The following is a 13,573-nucleotide window of genomic DNA, read 5'->3' as shown; positions in this document are numbered from 1 at the left end:
CGAATGCCCGACCTCATACAACACGCCTGGGCGGCGGCTCCTTCCGGGATGGACCGGATTCGGGGGTCCCTCCTGACACCTGGGATGGCATAACCTGGAGGTGTGACCTCTTCCGGACGAGACGCGGTGCGCGCCGCTCGGCGCGTGGTGGTGAAGATCGGGACCAACGCCCTCACGAGTGCCACGGGGCGCTTCAACCGGGCCCACTTCGAGGCGCTGGGCGAGGACCTGTTGTGGGCGGCCCAGGGCCGGGAGCTGGTGGTGGTGTCCAGTGGGGCCATCGCCCTGGGGGTGGAGCGGCTGGGGCTGCCCGCGCGTCCCAAGGACATTCCCGGCAAGCAGGCCTGCGCGGCGGTGGGCCAGAGCCGGCTGATGCAGGCGTACGAGGAGGCCTTCGGCAAGGCGGACCGGCGGGTGGCCCAGGTGCTCCTCACCCATGGGGACGTGCAGGACCGGCGGCGCTACCTCAACGTGAAGCACGCGCTGGAGCGCCTCATCGAGGCCCAGGTGGTGCCCGTCATCAACGAGAACGACACCGTCTCCGTGGACGAGCTCAAGTTCGGTGACAACGACACCCTGGCCGCCCTGGTGGCGGGCGTGGTGGAGGCGGATGTGCTCGTCGTCCTCTCGGACGTGGAGGGCCTCTACACCGCCGACCCCCGCAAGGACCCCAACGCCCGCCTGCTCCCCCAGGTGGACGCCGTCACCCCCGAGCTGCTCGCCCTGGCCGGCGGCTCCGGCTCGCTCGTGGGCACCGGGGGGATGGCCACCAAGATTCGCGCCGCCGCCCGCGTCACCGAGCTCGGCGTGCGCTGCCTCATCACCTCGGGGGCCGTGCCCGGCCGCCTGCGCTCCGTGCTGTCCGGCGAGCCCGTGGGCACCCTCTTCGAGACCTCCGGCTCCCGGCGCAGCGCCCGCATGGCGTGGATCGCCCATGCGCTCAAGCCGAAGGGGAAGCTGGTGGTGGACACCGGGGCGCGCGACGCCGTGGTCGGTGGGAAGCGCAGCCTGCTGCCCTCGGGCATCCGCGGGGTGGAGGGGGACTTCGGCCGGGGGGACCCCGTGGACCTCGTCGACGAGCAGGGGCAGGTGTTCGCCCGCGGCCTCAGCGCCTATGAGGATGGGGAGCTGCGGCGCATCGCTGGCCTCAAGAGCGCCGATATCGAGTCCGTGCTCGGCTACCGGTACCTCGACGAGGCCGTGCACCGCGATGACCTGGCGGTGCTGTAGGGGCCGCCTAGATGGGACGGCCGGAGCCACCCACGGCGGCGTCCTCGCTCAGGTCCATCAGCGCGCGGAACTCGGGCGAGTCCACCTTCATGAGCAGCAGCGAGACCTCCAGGTCGCCCGGGTAGCGGCCCAGCTGCACCCGGCGCTCCTGCCCGTGCAGCAGCGCCAGCTCCGAGTGCCCCTTGAGCTCCGGCAGCATCAAGTCCAGCTCCAGGTGGAACGTCTCCCCCTCGGCCGTGGGGGTGAGCACCAGGCGGTAGTCCGGCTGGCTCGCGCCCGGCTTGCGGCGCTCGGCGCGCACCGTGCGGCCCGTCTCTCCGAGCAGCTTGGGCTGGGCCACCAGCCGTCCCTCGCGCCGGACCTCCAGGGCGAAGTACAGCGGCTCGGCCTGCGCCTGCGTGGGCACCGCCGCGATGCAGGCCAGTCCCACCAGCGCCAGCCCGAGCCATGCCTTCTTGATGAGGGTGGAGCGCGTCATGTGGGTCCTCGCAGTGCGTGCGGCCAGACGAGCCCGCCCCGATCAGGCATAACGCCGTCGATTCCAAGGAATATCCCAGTTGCCCGCCGTTCGCGAGCCCGGTTGCCGCGAACGCCTGCTCGCCCACCCACGGGTCGGTTCCGCTCGTTCATGAGCACACCTGGACGTGCGTTCAGCAAAAAGCTGTTCAGGTCCTGTTCCTCCGGGTAGATCCACGATCACACGGAGCGTGAGCGGACGTTCGTCCGTTGTCACGGCTCCCTGCCTTGACCCGGCCTGACGCTTTTGCGCATTGTCGAAAACCTTCCGATGGACCGTACCGAACGCCTCCTCGATCTCGTCGCGCTGTTCCTGGATGCTCGGGAACCGATCTCCTGGGCGGAGCTGCGTGAGCACTTCCCCGCCGACTACATGGGCATCTCCGATGACGCCGCCGAACGCAAGTTCGAGCGCGACAAGGCGGAGCTGCTCGAGCTGGGCTTCCCCCTCACCTACACCCAGGGAGATGACGAGCGGAAGGACGGCTACATCGTCGACCGCGACGCCTACTACCTGCCCGAGGTGGACCTCACCAAGGAGGAGCTGGCCGTCCTCTACGCCGCGGGCAGCGCCGCGCTGACGTCCGGGGCCTTCCCCGGCCGCGACGACCTGTCGCACGCGCTGCGGAAGATCGGCTTCTTCGCGGGCAACGCGCTGCCCACCCCGCGCGTGCGCATGGAGCTGGGCTCGGAGCAGGACGGGCCGCAGCTCGCCGCGCACCTGGAGTCGCTCTGGGAGGCGTGCGCCTCGCACAAGTGGGTGCAGATGTCCTACGCCTCGCCCAAGCGGCCGGACCTCACGGACCGCAAGGTGGACCCGTATGGACTGGTGCTGCGCCGGGGCATCTGGACGCTGGTGGGCTACTGCCACCTGCGCCAGGGCGTGCGCACCTTCCACGTGCACCGCATCCGCTCGCTCAAGGCGAACACCGCCCGGCCGCGCACCCCGGACTTCGAGGTGCCCGAGGGCTTCGCCTTCGACAACCACGTGGCCAGCTACCCCTGGCAGCACCGCTTCCACGAGAGCGTGAACGCGCGCCTGCGCCTCACCGGCGAGCTGCTGACCCGTGGCCCCTCGCTCTTCCCGGGTGCCACCGTGGCCCCGGCCGAGGACGGCGAGGGCGTGCGGGTGGAGCTGCCGGTGACGTTCCTGGATGGACTGCTGCGCTTCTGCCTGCAGCTGGGGGCGGAGTGCCGCGTGGAGGCGCCCGAGGATGCCCGGCAGCGGGTGAAGGACATGGCCTCGCGGATTCTCGAGAAGCACTCGCCCCGTGAGGAGGTGGCGGCATGAGCGTGCACGAGCGTCTTCGCCGTCTGCTGTTCCTCGTTCCCTTCGTCTCCTCGCGCCCCGGCATCTCCGTGGAGGAGCTGGCGCGCGCCCTCAACGTCAGCCGGGAGCACCTGCTGGAGGACCTGGATCTGCTCACCTGCGTGGGCCGGCCTCCCTTCAACCCGGACGACTACATCGACATCTACGTCGAGAACGACCGCGTCTACGTGGACCTCGACCAGCGCCTGTCCGCGCCGCCGCGGCTGACGGTGGGCGAGGCCTCGGCGCTGGCCGCCTCGGCGGAGCTGCTGCGTCCGGCGGCGGGCGATGCGCTGCGCAGCGCGGTGGAGAAGCTGGAGGGCGTGCTGCCTCCGGGCGCGGGCGAGCGCTTCCGGGAGATGTACCGGAAGATCGACGCCGCGCTGGAGGCTCCGCAGGCGCTGGGGCCGCTGACCATGGCCATCCACGAGCGGCGCGAGGTGTCCTTCGACTACGCCACCCCGGGCCGGGGCGGGCTCGAGTCGCGCCGGGTGCGGCCGCACGAGCTGCTCAGCCACCGGGGCCAGTGGTACCTCCAGGCGTGGGACCTCAACCGCCAGGACGATCGGCTCTTCCGGGTGGACCGGATGCAGAACCTGGCCGTCACCGACGCAACTTTCCAGCCGCGCGAGGGAGCCCGGGCCGAGGTGCCCAACCCGGCGCGGACCAACGCGGCCGTCCGGGTGCGCTTCTCCAAGCTGGTGGCCCCGTACGTCCGGGAGCGCTTCGGCGAGGACGCTCGCCTGCTCGCGGATGGAGGCGTCGAGGTCCGGGTGGCGGGTGACAACGAGCGCTGGTTGACCCAGTGGGTGCTATCGTTCGGCGGCGAGGCCGAGGTGCTCGAGCCCGCTACGGCCCGTGCGGCCGTGGCCCGTGCGGCGAAGGCCGTGCTAGGAGTCTGAGGTTTTCATGAGCTTTCAGCTGACGATCGCCGAGGGCAAGGAGGCCGGGAAGGAGTTCGAGTTCGAGCAGGACTCCGTCCTCATCGGCCGCGTCACCGAGTGTGACGTCGTCCTGTACGACGCGGGCATCTCCCGCCGCCACTGCCGCATCTTCGTCGAAGGGGGCCAGTACTTCGTCGAGGACCTGGGCAGCTCCAACGGCACGCAGCTCAATGGCAAGCTGGTGAAGGAGAAGCAGCCGCTGGCGGAGGGCGATCAGCTGTCGCTCGGGCCGGTGGTCTTCGTCTTCCGGCCGGTGGCGGCGGACATCGTCACGGACGCGGGCGGGGTGAGCGCCGACAGCACGCGCATCGTGTCCGTGGACAACGTGGCGCGCCAGCGCAACCGGGGCGCCGCCCTGGCGCCCGAGGGCGCCAACGAGGAGGAGCTGGAGGAGGCGCGGCTCAACACCACCCGCCCCATCCAGGCCCTGCGCACCTCCACCCGTCCCAATGCTCCGGCCGCCGGGCCCGGCGCCCTGGCGCGTGCTCCGGCGTCGGCTCCCGCGGCCCCGCCCCGTCGTCCCACGACGGCCAACGCGGTGGCCCGTTCCGCTCCGGCGGGTCAGGGGGGAGGCGGGCTGTCCGCCGCCGAGCGTGCCCGCATCCGGCGTGAGTCTCCGGGCCTGGTGGCGCAGGCCCGGCTCTTCTGGGCGGACGCGAGTCTCCTCGTGCGCAACGGCATCATCGCCCTGGGGGTGGTGACGGCGCTGGGCCTGGTGGGCCTGGTGTACTGGCTGGTGCTCGGCGGCGAGTCCAAGGTGGCGCGCGGCCCCGAGCCCACCGTCATCGGCGCCGCGCCCATCGATGACTCCTTCGGTTACGGCGATGGCGTCATGTGGGAGAACAAGGACCAGAAGATCTTCGAGTGGGAGTACACCGCCGCCACCCGGGCCCTGGCCATCGTGCACTTCCAGGCGCAGGGCATCTCCGAGGGCGAGGTGGTGGTGACGATCAACGGCGTGGACCTGGGCAAGGTGCCTCCGGACACGCTGGCCAGCCAGGATCGCGTGCTGGAGATGATGATCTCCTCGGCGCAGCTGAAGAAGGGCGAGGTCAACCGCATCACCTTCGACAACACGAAGAACCCGCCCGGCGAGGACGAGTGGCGCATCTGGAACATCTGGCTGGAGAAGGTGCTGTTGCCGGAGATGCCGCCCGAGCAGCTCGTCGAGGAGGCGCGCAAGGCGTACAAGCGCGGCGCCAAGAACATGGAGAACAAGGAGGTGGGTGCGCGCAACCGCTACGAGGCGTGGAAGTCCTTCCGCGAGGCGTGGCTGCTGCTGGAGGCCCACCCCGAGCCCAAGCCGGACCTCTATTACGAGGCGCGCGAGCGCGTGAAGGACACGCAGACGGAGCTGGACCGTGTCTGCGCCAAGCTGATGCTGGAGGTGGAGGGGTACGTCAACCAGAACAACTGGCAGGCGGCCTCGGCCACGTTGGACCACACGCGCGAGTACTTCCCGGGTGAGTACGACCAGCGCTGCGCCCGCATGGCGGAGGTCCGCCGCGCGAACCTGGGGCTGTAGCCGCATGTCCGGCGGGTGACGTCCGGGGCGCTCGGGGGATTGCCCCGGGCCCCGGGCGGACCGGTTGCCGGACGGCGGGGTCATTCCCACCCTTGGCCCACCATGCGTGAGCAGGAGGTGGGCATCGGCTCGGTGTCAGAGGACCCGGCGGAGGAAGCACCCAGGCAGGAGGCTGGCTGCCTGCCCGCCCATGAGCCGGTGTGGAGTCCCCACGTCTCCTCCGCGCTGCTCGCCCGGTACTACCTGCCGCGCTCGCACGCGGTGCTCCGGGGCAATGGCTGCCAGCTGCTGCGCGACGGGGTGGAGGCCTACCCGGCGATGCTGACGGCCATCCGGAGCGCGCGCCGCTACGTCCACCTCGAGACGTACATGTTCATCTCCGACGCGGTGGGGGAGCTGTTCGGCGAGGCGCTGGCGGAGGCGGCCGAGCGGGGCGTGCACGTGAAGGTGCTCTACGACGCGCTGGGCTCCTGGACGAGCCGGCGCGGTTTCTTCGAGGCCCTGCGCGCGCGCGGCGTGGACATCCGCCCCTTCAAGCCCATCAGCAGTTTTGGCCGTGGCCTGCGCCACCTGTTGCGGAGGGATCACCGGAAGATTCTCGCGGTGGACGGCGAGGTGGCCTTCATCGGCGGGGTGAACATCTCCGCGCACTGGGCGCCCGAGGGGGAGGGCGGTGCGTGGCGCGACGACGTGCTGCGCGTGGAAGGGCCGGCGGTGTACGAGCTGGAGCGCCGCTTCGTGGCCACCTGGCGCATGGCCTTCCAGGACAGGTTCCGCTCCTGGCGGGAGACGCGGAGGCAGAGGCGCGCGGCCAGGTTGCGCCGGCGCGGAGACGTGAGCCTGGCGGTGCTCTCCAGCCGCCGCGGCATCCACCGCGCCTACCTGCATGCCATCTCCCGCGCGCGGCGCAGCGTGCTGGTGGCGGCGGCCTACTTCATTCCGGACCGGAAGCTGGTGGCCGTGCTGCGCGAGGCGGCCCAGCGCGGGGTGGAGGTGAGCCTGCTGCTCAACGCGAAGAGCGACCATCCCTGGCTGGTGCACGCCACGCGCGCCTTCTACGAGAAGCTGCTCACCGCGGGCGTCCGCATCTTCGAGTGGGAGCGTTGCGTGCTCCACGCGAAGACGGCCGTGGTGGACGGGGTGTGGGGCACCATCGGCTCGTTCAACCTCGAGCGGCGCTCGCTGCTCTTCAACCACGAGGTGAACGCCGTCTTCGCGGACCCGCGGCTGGGGCGCAGCCTGGAGGAGTCCTTCCGCGGCGACTGCCGGAGCTGCCGCGAGGTGGACCTGGCCGAGTTCCGCCGCCGCCCCCTCTGGCAGAAGCTCTTCGAGCGGTTCCTGTACGCCTTCCGCAAGGTGCTCTGAGCCGGCCCCGCGGGCCGGGAGGTTCATTCCGGGTCCGCCTCCCCCGACTTGTCCAGCCACAGCTCCTCGTAGCGCACCTGGGGCGGCGTCTGGTGCAGCCGCAGTCCCTGCACCCGGCCGCTCGCCGCCGCGTGCACGCGCGGGTGGAAGAGGGGAATGACGGCACAGTCCTCGTGGGTGAGCTTCTCCGCGCGCCGGTAGAGCTGCTTGCGCCGCTCGGGGTCGATGGTGATGCGCGCCTCCGCCGTGAGCTTGTCCAGCTCCTCGTTGCGGTAGTTCAGCACGTACAGCTTCTGCGCCCGCGAGTTGAGCAGGAAGTAGAGGAAGTTGTCCGGGTCCGGGAAGTCGGAGATCCAGTGCAACCGGAAGACGGGCAGCCGCCCCTCGCGCCGCCGGGCCGAGAACGCCTCCGCCTCCAGGTCCACGTGCTCGAGCTCCACCAGCCCCGCCTCCACCATCGGCCGGAAGAGGAGCTTGTCCTCGGCCGACGTGTCCCGCCCCGCCGTCTGGTACAGCGTCACGCGCAACCGCCGCACCCCGGCCTCGTGCAGCAGCCGCTCGGCCAGATCGAGGTTCTGGTGCGGCTCGGGCAGCACGACTCCTTCGCCCAGCAGCTCCGGGGGGGTCAGCGTGTTCGCCAGCCGGGCCCCCTTGTAGAAGTGGTCCACCAGGGCCTGTACGTCCAGCCCCGCCCGGAGCGCCTTGCGCACCCGCGCGTCGTTGAACGGCGGCTCGTGCAGGCCGAAGCCCAGCAGGGACGTGGACGGCGTGACACCCGTGGCCACCTGGAGCCCCTCCTGCTCGGGCTCCCTCACGTGCGTGGCGTGCAGGTAGGAGACGAACTCCACCTTCTCCTGGCGCAGCGCGGTGATGCAGTCCTCGCGCGAGTCCAGAAGGTGGAACTCCAGCCGGTCCAGCAGCGGCAGCCCCTCGCGCCAGTAGGTGGGGTTGCGCTCGAGCACGATGCGCTCCTGTCCGATCTCCACCTGCCGGAAGGGACCCGTTCCCACCACCTGTCCGTGGGAGTCCAGCTTCGCCACGCCCGTGGAGGACTGCGCCAGCAGCTGGAGGAAGAAGGCCTTGGGCTCCTCCAGCCGGATCTCCAGCGTCTGGTCGTTCAGCACCTCGAGGCCCGCCACCTCGCGGATGTGGCCCTCCGCGAACGCGCGGGCGCCCTCCACGTCTCCCAGCAGCCCGAGGTCCGGCGACTTCTCCGCCGGGTCCAGGAGCCGCTCGAGGTGGCGCTTCACGATGCGGGCCGTCAGGGGCGTCCCGTCATGGAAGGTGACGTCCTGGCGCAGGTGGAAGCGGTAGCGGCGCGCCGAGGGGTCCGTCTCCCAGCGCTCGGCCAGCTCCGGCACCAGCACGCCGTCCTCCAGCCGCAGCAGGTTGGAGAAGACGCAGGCGCACAGCTCCGCGAGTTGGATCTCCACGCTGAAGAGGGGATCCAACCGCCCCACCGCGTTGAGCAGGGACGTCTGGTGGACGCCCACGTGCAGCGTGCCGCCCGCCTTCGGCTCCGGGAGGCGGAAGCGGAACACCTCGCCATCCAGGCTGGCCGCCTCGTGCGCCAGCTGCTCCACCGTGCGGCTCAGTCCGTCGCCGATGCGGATGACCTGCAGCGCGTCCTCGCGCACCCGCGCCACCTCCTCGCCGATGGCCGCGTCCCCGCGCATCAGCACGTTGTGCGCCGCGCGGATCTCCTCGATGGCCGTGCTCAACCGCACCACCGCGCTGGACAAGTCCCGGCCCGTGCGCGCCTGGCCCTCCGCCTTCTGCGAGGCCTCCTGCGCCAGCTTCGCCATCTGCTGCGTCTGGTGCACCAGCTCGCGCCCGTGCCCCGACTGCTCCATGGCCGCCCGCGTCACGTCGTCCACGCGCCGCGCCACCCGGTGGCTGGCCTCCACCACCGTGGAGCCCTGCGCCTCCAGCCGCTTCGTCTCGGCCAGCGTCGCCTCCACCGCCGAGAAGGTGCGCTGGGTGATGGTGCGGATCTCCCTCAGCGCCTCGGCCGCCCGGTCTCCCAGCTGCACGCCCGTGCTGGCCTGCTCGCGCCCTTCCTTCACCAGGGACACCGTCGTGTCCACCTCCCGCCGGATGCCACCCACCATGGTGGCGATCTCCCGCGTGGAGCGCGCGGTGCGCTCGGCCAGTCCGCGGATCTCATCGGCCACCACGCCGAAGGGGCGGCCCTGCTCACCGGCCTGCGCGGCGATGATGGCCGCGTTGAGCGCCAGCAGGTTCGTCTGGTCCGCGATCTCCTGGATGACGTCCACGATGCGGCCGATCTGCGTGGAGCGGACGCCGAGCGAGTCCACCAGCTCGGCGGCCTTGCGGACCGTCTCCTCCACCCGGTACATGCCCTGCACGCAGTCGTTGACGAGCAGCTCGCCCCGCTCGGCGGTGGCCGTCACCGCGTGCGCCATCTGGTTGGTCTCCGAGGCGCGGTGGCGCACCGCGTCGATGCCCGTGTGCACCACCTGGACGAAGGCCTCCGCCTCGCTGGCGAAGCGCGCCAGCTCGTCACCCGACGAGGCGATGTGGTGCAGCCGCTCGCTCATGGCCTGCACCTGCTGCGTGGTGCGGTGGGAGAACTCGTCCAGCGAGAGCAGCGCCTCGGCCACCTGCCCGAGCCGCTCGGTCATCTCCACCAGCGAGCTGTTCGTCTCCTGGGCGAAGGTCTCCAGCTGGGCCACGCGCTTGCCCGCGGCGTGGAGGCTCTGGCCCATGCTGTTCACCGACTCCTGCGAGCGCTCCACGGCTCCGCCCTGGCGGCGCGCGGCCTCCAGCAGCACCCGCACCTCCTCGGACACGCCCTGGCAGGTGCGGCGCACGTTGCTCGTCACCCGCTGCACCTGGCTGAGCGCGCGGCGCAGCGAGAAGAGCAGCCGGCGCACCTCGCGCTGATCCTCCACGCCGCTGTAGGCGTTGTTGGTGAGGTCTCCCTCGGCCAACCGGGTGAGCAGCCGGGTGCGCTGCGCGGCGCGCTCTCCGGCCCACTTGTACCAGAAGAAGTAGCTCGCCAGGAGCAGCAGCGGCGGGGTGCCCAGCAGCAGCACCGCCCAGCCCCTCCAGTCCGCGGGCTGGCCGGTGACGAGCTTGAGGAGGGTGCCCTGGCCGATGGCGAGCGTGAGCCCCCCGACGACCATGAAAGTGAGGAGATACTTTTTGGCGACCATGGGTGAACGGAGTCCCACCGTATCGTGCATTCTCGCCGGGGTCCTCAAATCGGCGCAGACTGGGGGCGTGCTCTCGCTCGTCTCCGCTCTCCTGCTCGCCCTGCCAGCGGGGGGCGCTCCGCCGCTCCCTCCCCGGGAGACCGCGCGTTTCGTCTTCGCCTGGAAGGGGGTGCCGGTGGGCACCGTCACCCTCTCCCTGGCACCGGAGGTGAAGCGCTTCACCTATACCTCGCGTCACCTGCACACCCGGGGCGAGCACGTGGGCGAGCGGGTGAAGGAGGTCTCCCTGGAGGTGGGGCCGGGGGAGACGGTGGTGGGGCGTGCGAGCATCCCGCAGGCGCTGTGGCTGTGGCGCGGCCCCCGTGCCCCCGGCTGCGTGACGGGGCGGGAGGAGCTGTCGGGCCGCGAGGGGCCGCACTGCGTCACGGCCGTGCGGGGAGACAGGGTGGAGGGGACGATGTTCGGCCAGCCCTTCACCGCGCGCTACGACGAGCGCGGGCGGATGGCGGCGTTGGAGGTGGGCGAGTCGCGCTTCACCGCGGTGGCACCGGGTGTGCGGCTGAGGGCGCCACCGGAGCTCTTCGCGGACGGCGTGCCCGTGGAGGGGACGTCGGGCCCGCTCGCCTTCTCACCGTCCTGGCCCCTCGTGGTGCGGCCGGGTTGGCTGACGGACTGGCGAGCGGCGGAGGCGCGGGCGCTCGCGGAGGCGGTGCACGCGGCGTTTCCGGAGAAGGGCCCGGGGGCCGCGGACTGGAGCGAGCGGGGCGAGGGCGAGGCGGGCGGGTGTCTGGCCCATGCGCTGCGTTTCGCGGCCCGGGCGGCGGCGCGGGGACGGAAGGTGGCGCTGGTGCACGGGCTGCTCGTCGTGGACGGAGGCCCGGGCCGGCCTCATGCCTGGGTGCGCGTGGGGCTCGCGGGAGGCGGCACGTTGGATCTGGATCCCACCTCGTTGGACCCCGTCACCCGGGAGACGCACCTGCCGCTCGCCGTGACCGAGCCGGGAGGGCCCTCGGTGGAGGCCGGGGAGCGGTGGTTGGCGCTGCTGCGCGGCGAGCACCGCGTGGTGCGTCAGCCCCTGTCGCGCTGAGGCTGGATCCTCCAGCTGCATCGGCTCCGCGGTGCGCCGGCCTGTGTTGAGCCGGGCCCAGCCGAGGTGTGAAAGGTCGTCTCTGGGGACTTCACTGGTAGACGTCTACCAGTCAGGTTTCATGTGTGCGTACATTGGAGTATATCAATGATAGACGTCTACCACTGGGCGAGCGGTGGGCCGGGCCGCTGGAGCGCCACGGTGCTCCTGCATGTGGCTGTACTCGTCCTGGTCGGCGGGTGCGCCACGGCCCCTCCGCGCGCGAGCCTGACGAGCGGCTTCGGGCTCCACTCGCGGCCCACCGCGCTGCGTAGCGATTCCGAACCCCGGCAACTCGCTGCCACTGCCGCGCCTGGAGCGCCGGAGGGCTCCGCGGGGGGATTCCCCGAGCAGACGGAGGAGTTCTTCCAGACGAAGGACTTCTTCCAGGTGGTGCAGGAGGCCAGCGGCCTCGGGGAAGAGGCGCGGCACCCGGCGGGCGCGGCGCTCTACCTGGAGCAGGCGCGCCAACTCCTGGGCCGGTTGGCGAAGACGCCCGTGACACAGCGGAGCTTCGCCCCGCGCCTGGCGCTGAGCTGGCTGCTGCGCGAGGTGCTCGAGGGGGGCGAGCGCGTGGAGTACGCCGACTTGAAGTGGCGCGCCGAGCGCTTCGAGCGGCTGGTGATGGTGCGTCCGGACGGCTACCTGGTGGCCGCGCTCGATGGCACGCCCCTTCAACGCCGGGGCCCTCTGCAACTGGTGGAGGGCGAGTGGACGGTGGGCCGCCTCGTGGTGGGCGGTTTCTACTTCTCACACGGGGGACTCTACTACCCGGTGACCGAGGCGCTGCGGCGCGAGGACAGCGAGCCCCTGGCGGAGCTGGGCCTGGGGAGGGATCCACTCAACGCCGCGTTGGATGGGGCCCAGGACGCCTTGGGAGAGATGACGCTGGCGCTGGCGCACTCCGTCCTCAACCCCATCCGCACGCTGGAGGACCTGGGCCAGTTGCCCACGACGGTGGCGTACCTGATGGCCACCTCGCCCGAGTACTTCGCGCGTTACGGCGCCATGTCGAGGGAGGACCAGATACGCGAGGCAGCGCGCCTGTCCACGCACCTGCTCCTGCTGCTCGGAGGCGCACGGGCCACGGTGGGCCGCATGGGCGGACTGGGAGCGGACCTGCCAGGACTGTCGCTCACGGCCAGGGGAGAGCTGGTGTTGGGCGAAGCCGTGGTGGCGGGCGCGGCGGGCACGGTGGGCGTGGACCTGAGTGCCTTCTCCATCCTCCACATGGCGGGGAAGGGCCGGGGCGGCAACACTGGCGGCGCGAGCGGCAAGTCGGGGAAGGCGTCCCAGAAGGCTCCGGCGCGGAGCCCCGGCAGGTGGACGTACAAGAAGCCCACCAACGAGTCCAAGCGCTCCCAGGACTACCAGGAGCAGGTGACGGGGCGGCCCGCGTGGTGGGTGTACCTGGTGGGCAACCTGGAGTTCGATGGCATCAAGCTGGGGGAATTGCTGGAGGCCAAGGGCCCCGGCTACTGCTCCTTCTTCGAGGCGGATGGCTCGCCCAAGACCTGGTACATGAATTCCGGCAAGTTCAAGCAGATGATGGATCAGGCCAGGAGACAATCGCAGATGGCCCAGCAGGTGGGGATGCCGGTGACCTGGCACGTTGCCGATGCCAAGGTCGCGGAGTTCCTTCGCAAGCTCTTCGAGAGAGATGACAAATTGGCCAACATCACCGTCCGCCATACACGGCCAGCGCAGTAGGGAGGAGCGCGCATGCAGGAGGACTTCTATGCCGGGGCGTACTGGGGACCGCGCAAGGAGACGGCGCTGGAGTGCGCCCGTCGCGCGGAGCTCTTCTTCCACATGTTGGCGCGGTGTGACCCGGCGTTCGCTCAATGGTACCGGGCGGGCCGGGGCTTTCCCCGCGAGCTGCCGGGCTGGCCCGTGCGCCCGGAGATGAAGGAGTTGGAGGCATTCTTCCTCAAGGGCGGGAACCGCACCGACGTCGGCAAGGAAGTCATCGAGGAACTGGGCTTCCATCAGATGGTGTGGAATGCCAAGAAGGATGCCATCCACGTCCACCTGAATTGTGGCGAATACTCCCCGTGGGGGGGCAATTCGTGCCTGTTCGCCCCACTCTGCAAGAGCACGGTCTGGGAGCGATTGGTCCGCTCGCCCGTGCTGGCCGAGGTGCTCACCAGTGCGGTCACGGCGTGGGATCCCGACTACGCCATGGCCAGTTCGACCGAGATGGTTCGCCTCATCAAGAAGAGGAAGAGAGAGGTCCGGGTGGGCTGGCTGACGTACCTGTCGCGCCGCCTGGGGAAGCTGCCGCCGCTGCCCGCGCCCGTGCGCATCGAGCCGGTGGGAAAGCTGGGCTGGCTCCTCGTGCTCTCCCCCGAGCCCATGACGGCCAGCAACCCCGAGCAC

At 70.9% G+C, this 13,573-nt stretch carries 10 protein-coding genes; 8 read left to right on the top strand and 2 right to left on the bottom strand.

Annotation, left to right across the window (positions count from 1 at the left end; all coding sequences use genetic code 11):
• Positions 1–102: 102 nt before the first annotated feature.
• The gene (gene proB / locus VFZ09_RS12745) at positions 103–1,230 is read left to right on the top strand and encodes a glutamate 5-kinase (RefSeq protein ID WP_329727812.1); all 1,128 of its coding nucleotides are present in this window, start codon (positions 103–105) and stop codon (positions 1,228–1,230) included.
• Between the two features lie 7 nt (positions 1,231–1,237).
• Here proB and VFZ09_RS12740 read toward each other — a convergent pair whose 3' ends face one another.
• Entirely contained in the window at positions 1,238–1,708 is a 471-nt protein-coding gene (locus tag VFZ09_RS12740; protein WP_329727811.1) for a hypothetical protein, read from the bottom strand.
• Between the two features lie 309 nt (positions 1,709–2,017).
• Between VFZ09_RS12740 and VFZ09_RS12735 the strand changes: the two genes are divergently transcribed.
• The 4 genes from VFZ09_RS12735 (at position 2,018) to VFZ09_RS12720 (ending at position 6,889) form a co-directional block, all read left to right on the top strand.
• Positions 2,018–3,037, top strand: a complete 1,020-nt coding sequence (locus VFZ09_RS12735; RefSeq protein WP_329727810.1) for a helix-turn-helix transcriptional regulator — start codon at positions 2,018–2,020, stop codon at positions 3,035–3,037.
• On the top strand, positions 3,034–3,957 hold the full coding sequence (locus VFZ09_RS12730) for a WYL domain-containing protein (RefSeq protein ID WP_329727809.1): 924 nt from the start codon (positions 3,034–3,036) through the stop codon (positions 3,955–3,957). Before VFZ09_RS12735 ends, VFZ09_RS12730 begins: the two co-directional genes overlap by 4 nt.
• A gap of 7 nt (positions 3,958–3,964) precedes the next feature.
• On the top strand, positions 3,965–5,524 hold the full coding sequence (locus tag VFZ09_RS12725; RefSeq protein WP_329727808.1) for an FHA domain-containing protein: 1,560 nt from the start codon (positions 3,965–3,967) through the stop codon (positions 5,522–5,524).
• A gap of 102 nt (positions 5,525–5,626) precedes the next feature.
• The gene (locus VFZ09_RS12720; protein ID WP_329727807.1) at positions 5,627–6,889 is read left to right on the top strand and encodes a phospholipase D-like domain-containing protein; all 1,263 of its coding nucleotides are present in this window, start codon (positions 5,627–5,629) and stop codon (positions 6,887–6,889) included.
• 23 nt (positions 6,890–6,912) lie between these two features.
• Here the strand turns inward: VFZ09_RS12720 and VFZ09_RS12715 are convergent, their stop codons facing one another.
• A complete protein-coding gene (locus tag VFZ09_RS12715; protein WP_329727806.1) occupies positions 6,913–10,068 on the bottom strand; it encodes an ABC transporter substrate-binding protein in 3,156 nt (1,051 codons plus the stop codon).
• A gap of 67 nt (positions 10,069–10,135) precedes the next feature.
• Here VFZ09_RS12715 and VFZ09_RS12710 point away from each other — a divergent pair, with 67 nt between their 5' ends.
• The 3 genes from VFZ09_RS12710 to VFZ09_RS12700 form a co-directional block, all read left to right on the top strand.
• On the top strand, positions 10,136–11,155 hold the full coding sequence (locus VFZ09_RS12710) for a transglutaminase domain-containing protein (protein ID WP_329727805.1): 1,020 nt from the start codon (positions 10,136–10,138) through the stop codon (positions 11,153–11,155).
• Between the two features lie 147 nt (positions 11,156–11,302).
• Positions 11,303–12,904, top strand: a complete 1,602-nt coding sequence (locus VFZ09_RS12705) for a Tox-REase-5 domain-containing protein (RefSeq protein ID WP_329727804.1) — start codon at positions 11,303–11,305, stop codon at positions 12,902–12,904.
• 12 nt (positions 12,905–12,916) lie between these two features.
• A partial coding sequence (locus VFZ09_RS12700; RefSeq protein WP_329727803.1) for an Imm52 family immunity protein occupies positions 12,917–13,573 on the top strand: 657 nt, incomplete at its 3' end.

This window comes from Archangium sp., from assembly GCF_036277355.1.
In the GTDB taxonomy this organism is placed as follows: Bacteria; Myxococcota; Myxococcia; order Myxococcales; family Myxococcaceae; genus Archangium.
The sequence above is the reverse complement of the archived record's forward strand: the minus strand, read 5'-3'. Positions and strand labels throughout refer to the sequence as shown.

Bases quoted from the DNA above. Each gene is read 5' to 3' on its own strand.
- VFZ09_RS12715 (WP_329727806.1), bottom strand. From the start codon at position 10,068: ATGGTCGCCAAAAAGTATCTCCTCACTTTCATGGTCGTCGGGGGGCTC.
- VFZ09_RS12705 (WP_329727804.1), top strand. From the start codon at position 11,303: ATGATAGACGTCTACCACTGGGCGAGCGGTGGGCCGGGCCGCTGGAGC.
- VFZ09_RS12720 (WP_329727807.1), top strand. From the start codon at position 5,627: ATGCGTGAGCAGGAGGTGGGCATCGGCTCGGTGTCAGAGGACCCGGCG.
- VFZ09_RS12735 (WP_329727810.1), top strand. From the start codon at position 2,018: ATGGACCGTACCGAACGCCTCCTCGATCTCGTCGCGCTGTTCCTGGAT.
- VFZ09_RS12740 (WP_329727811.1), bottom strand. From the start codon at position 1,708: ATGACGCGCTCCACCCTCATCAAGAAGGCATGGCTCGGGCTGGCGCTG.
- VFZ09_RS12725 (WP_329727808.1), top strand. From the start codon at position 3,965: ATGAGCTTTCAGCTGACGATCGCCGAGGGCAAGGAGGCCGGGAAGGAG.
- VFZ09_RS12730 (WP_329727809.1), top strand. From the start codon at position 3,034: ATGAGCGTGCACGAGCGTCTTCGCCGTCTGCTGTTCCTCGTTCCCTTC.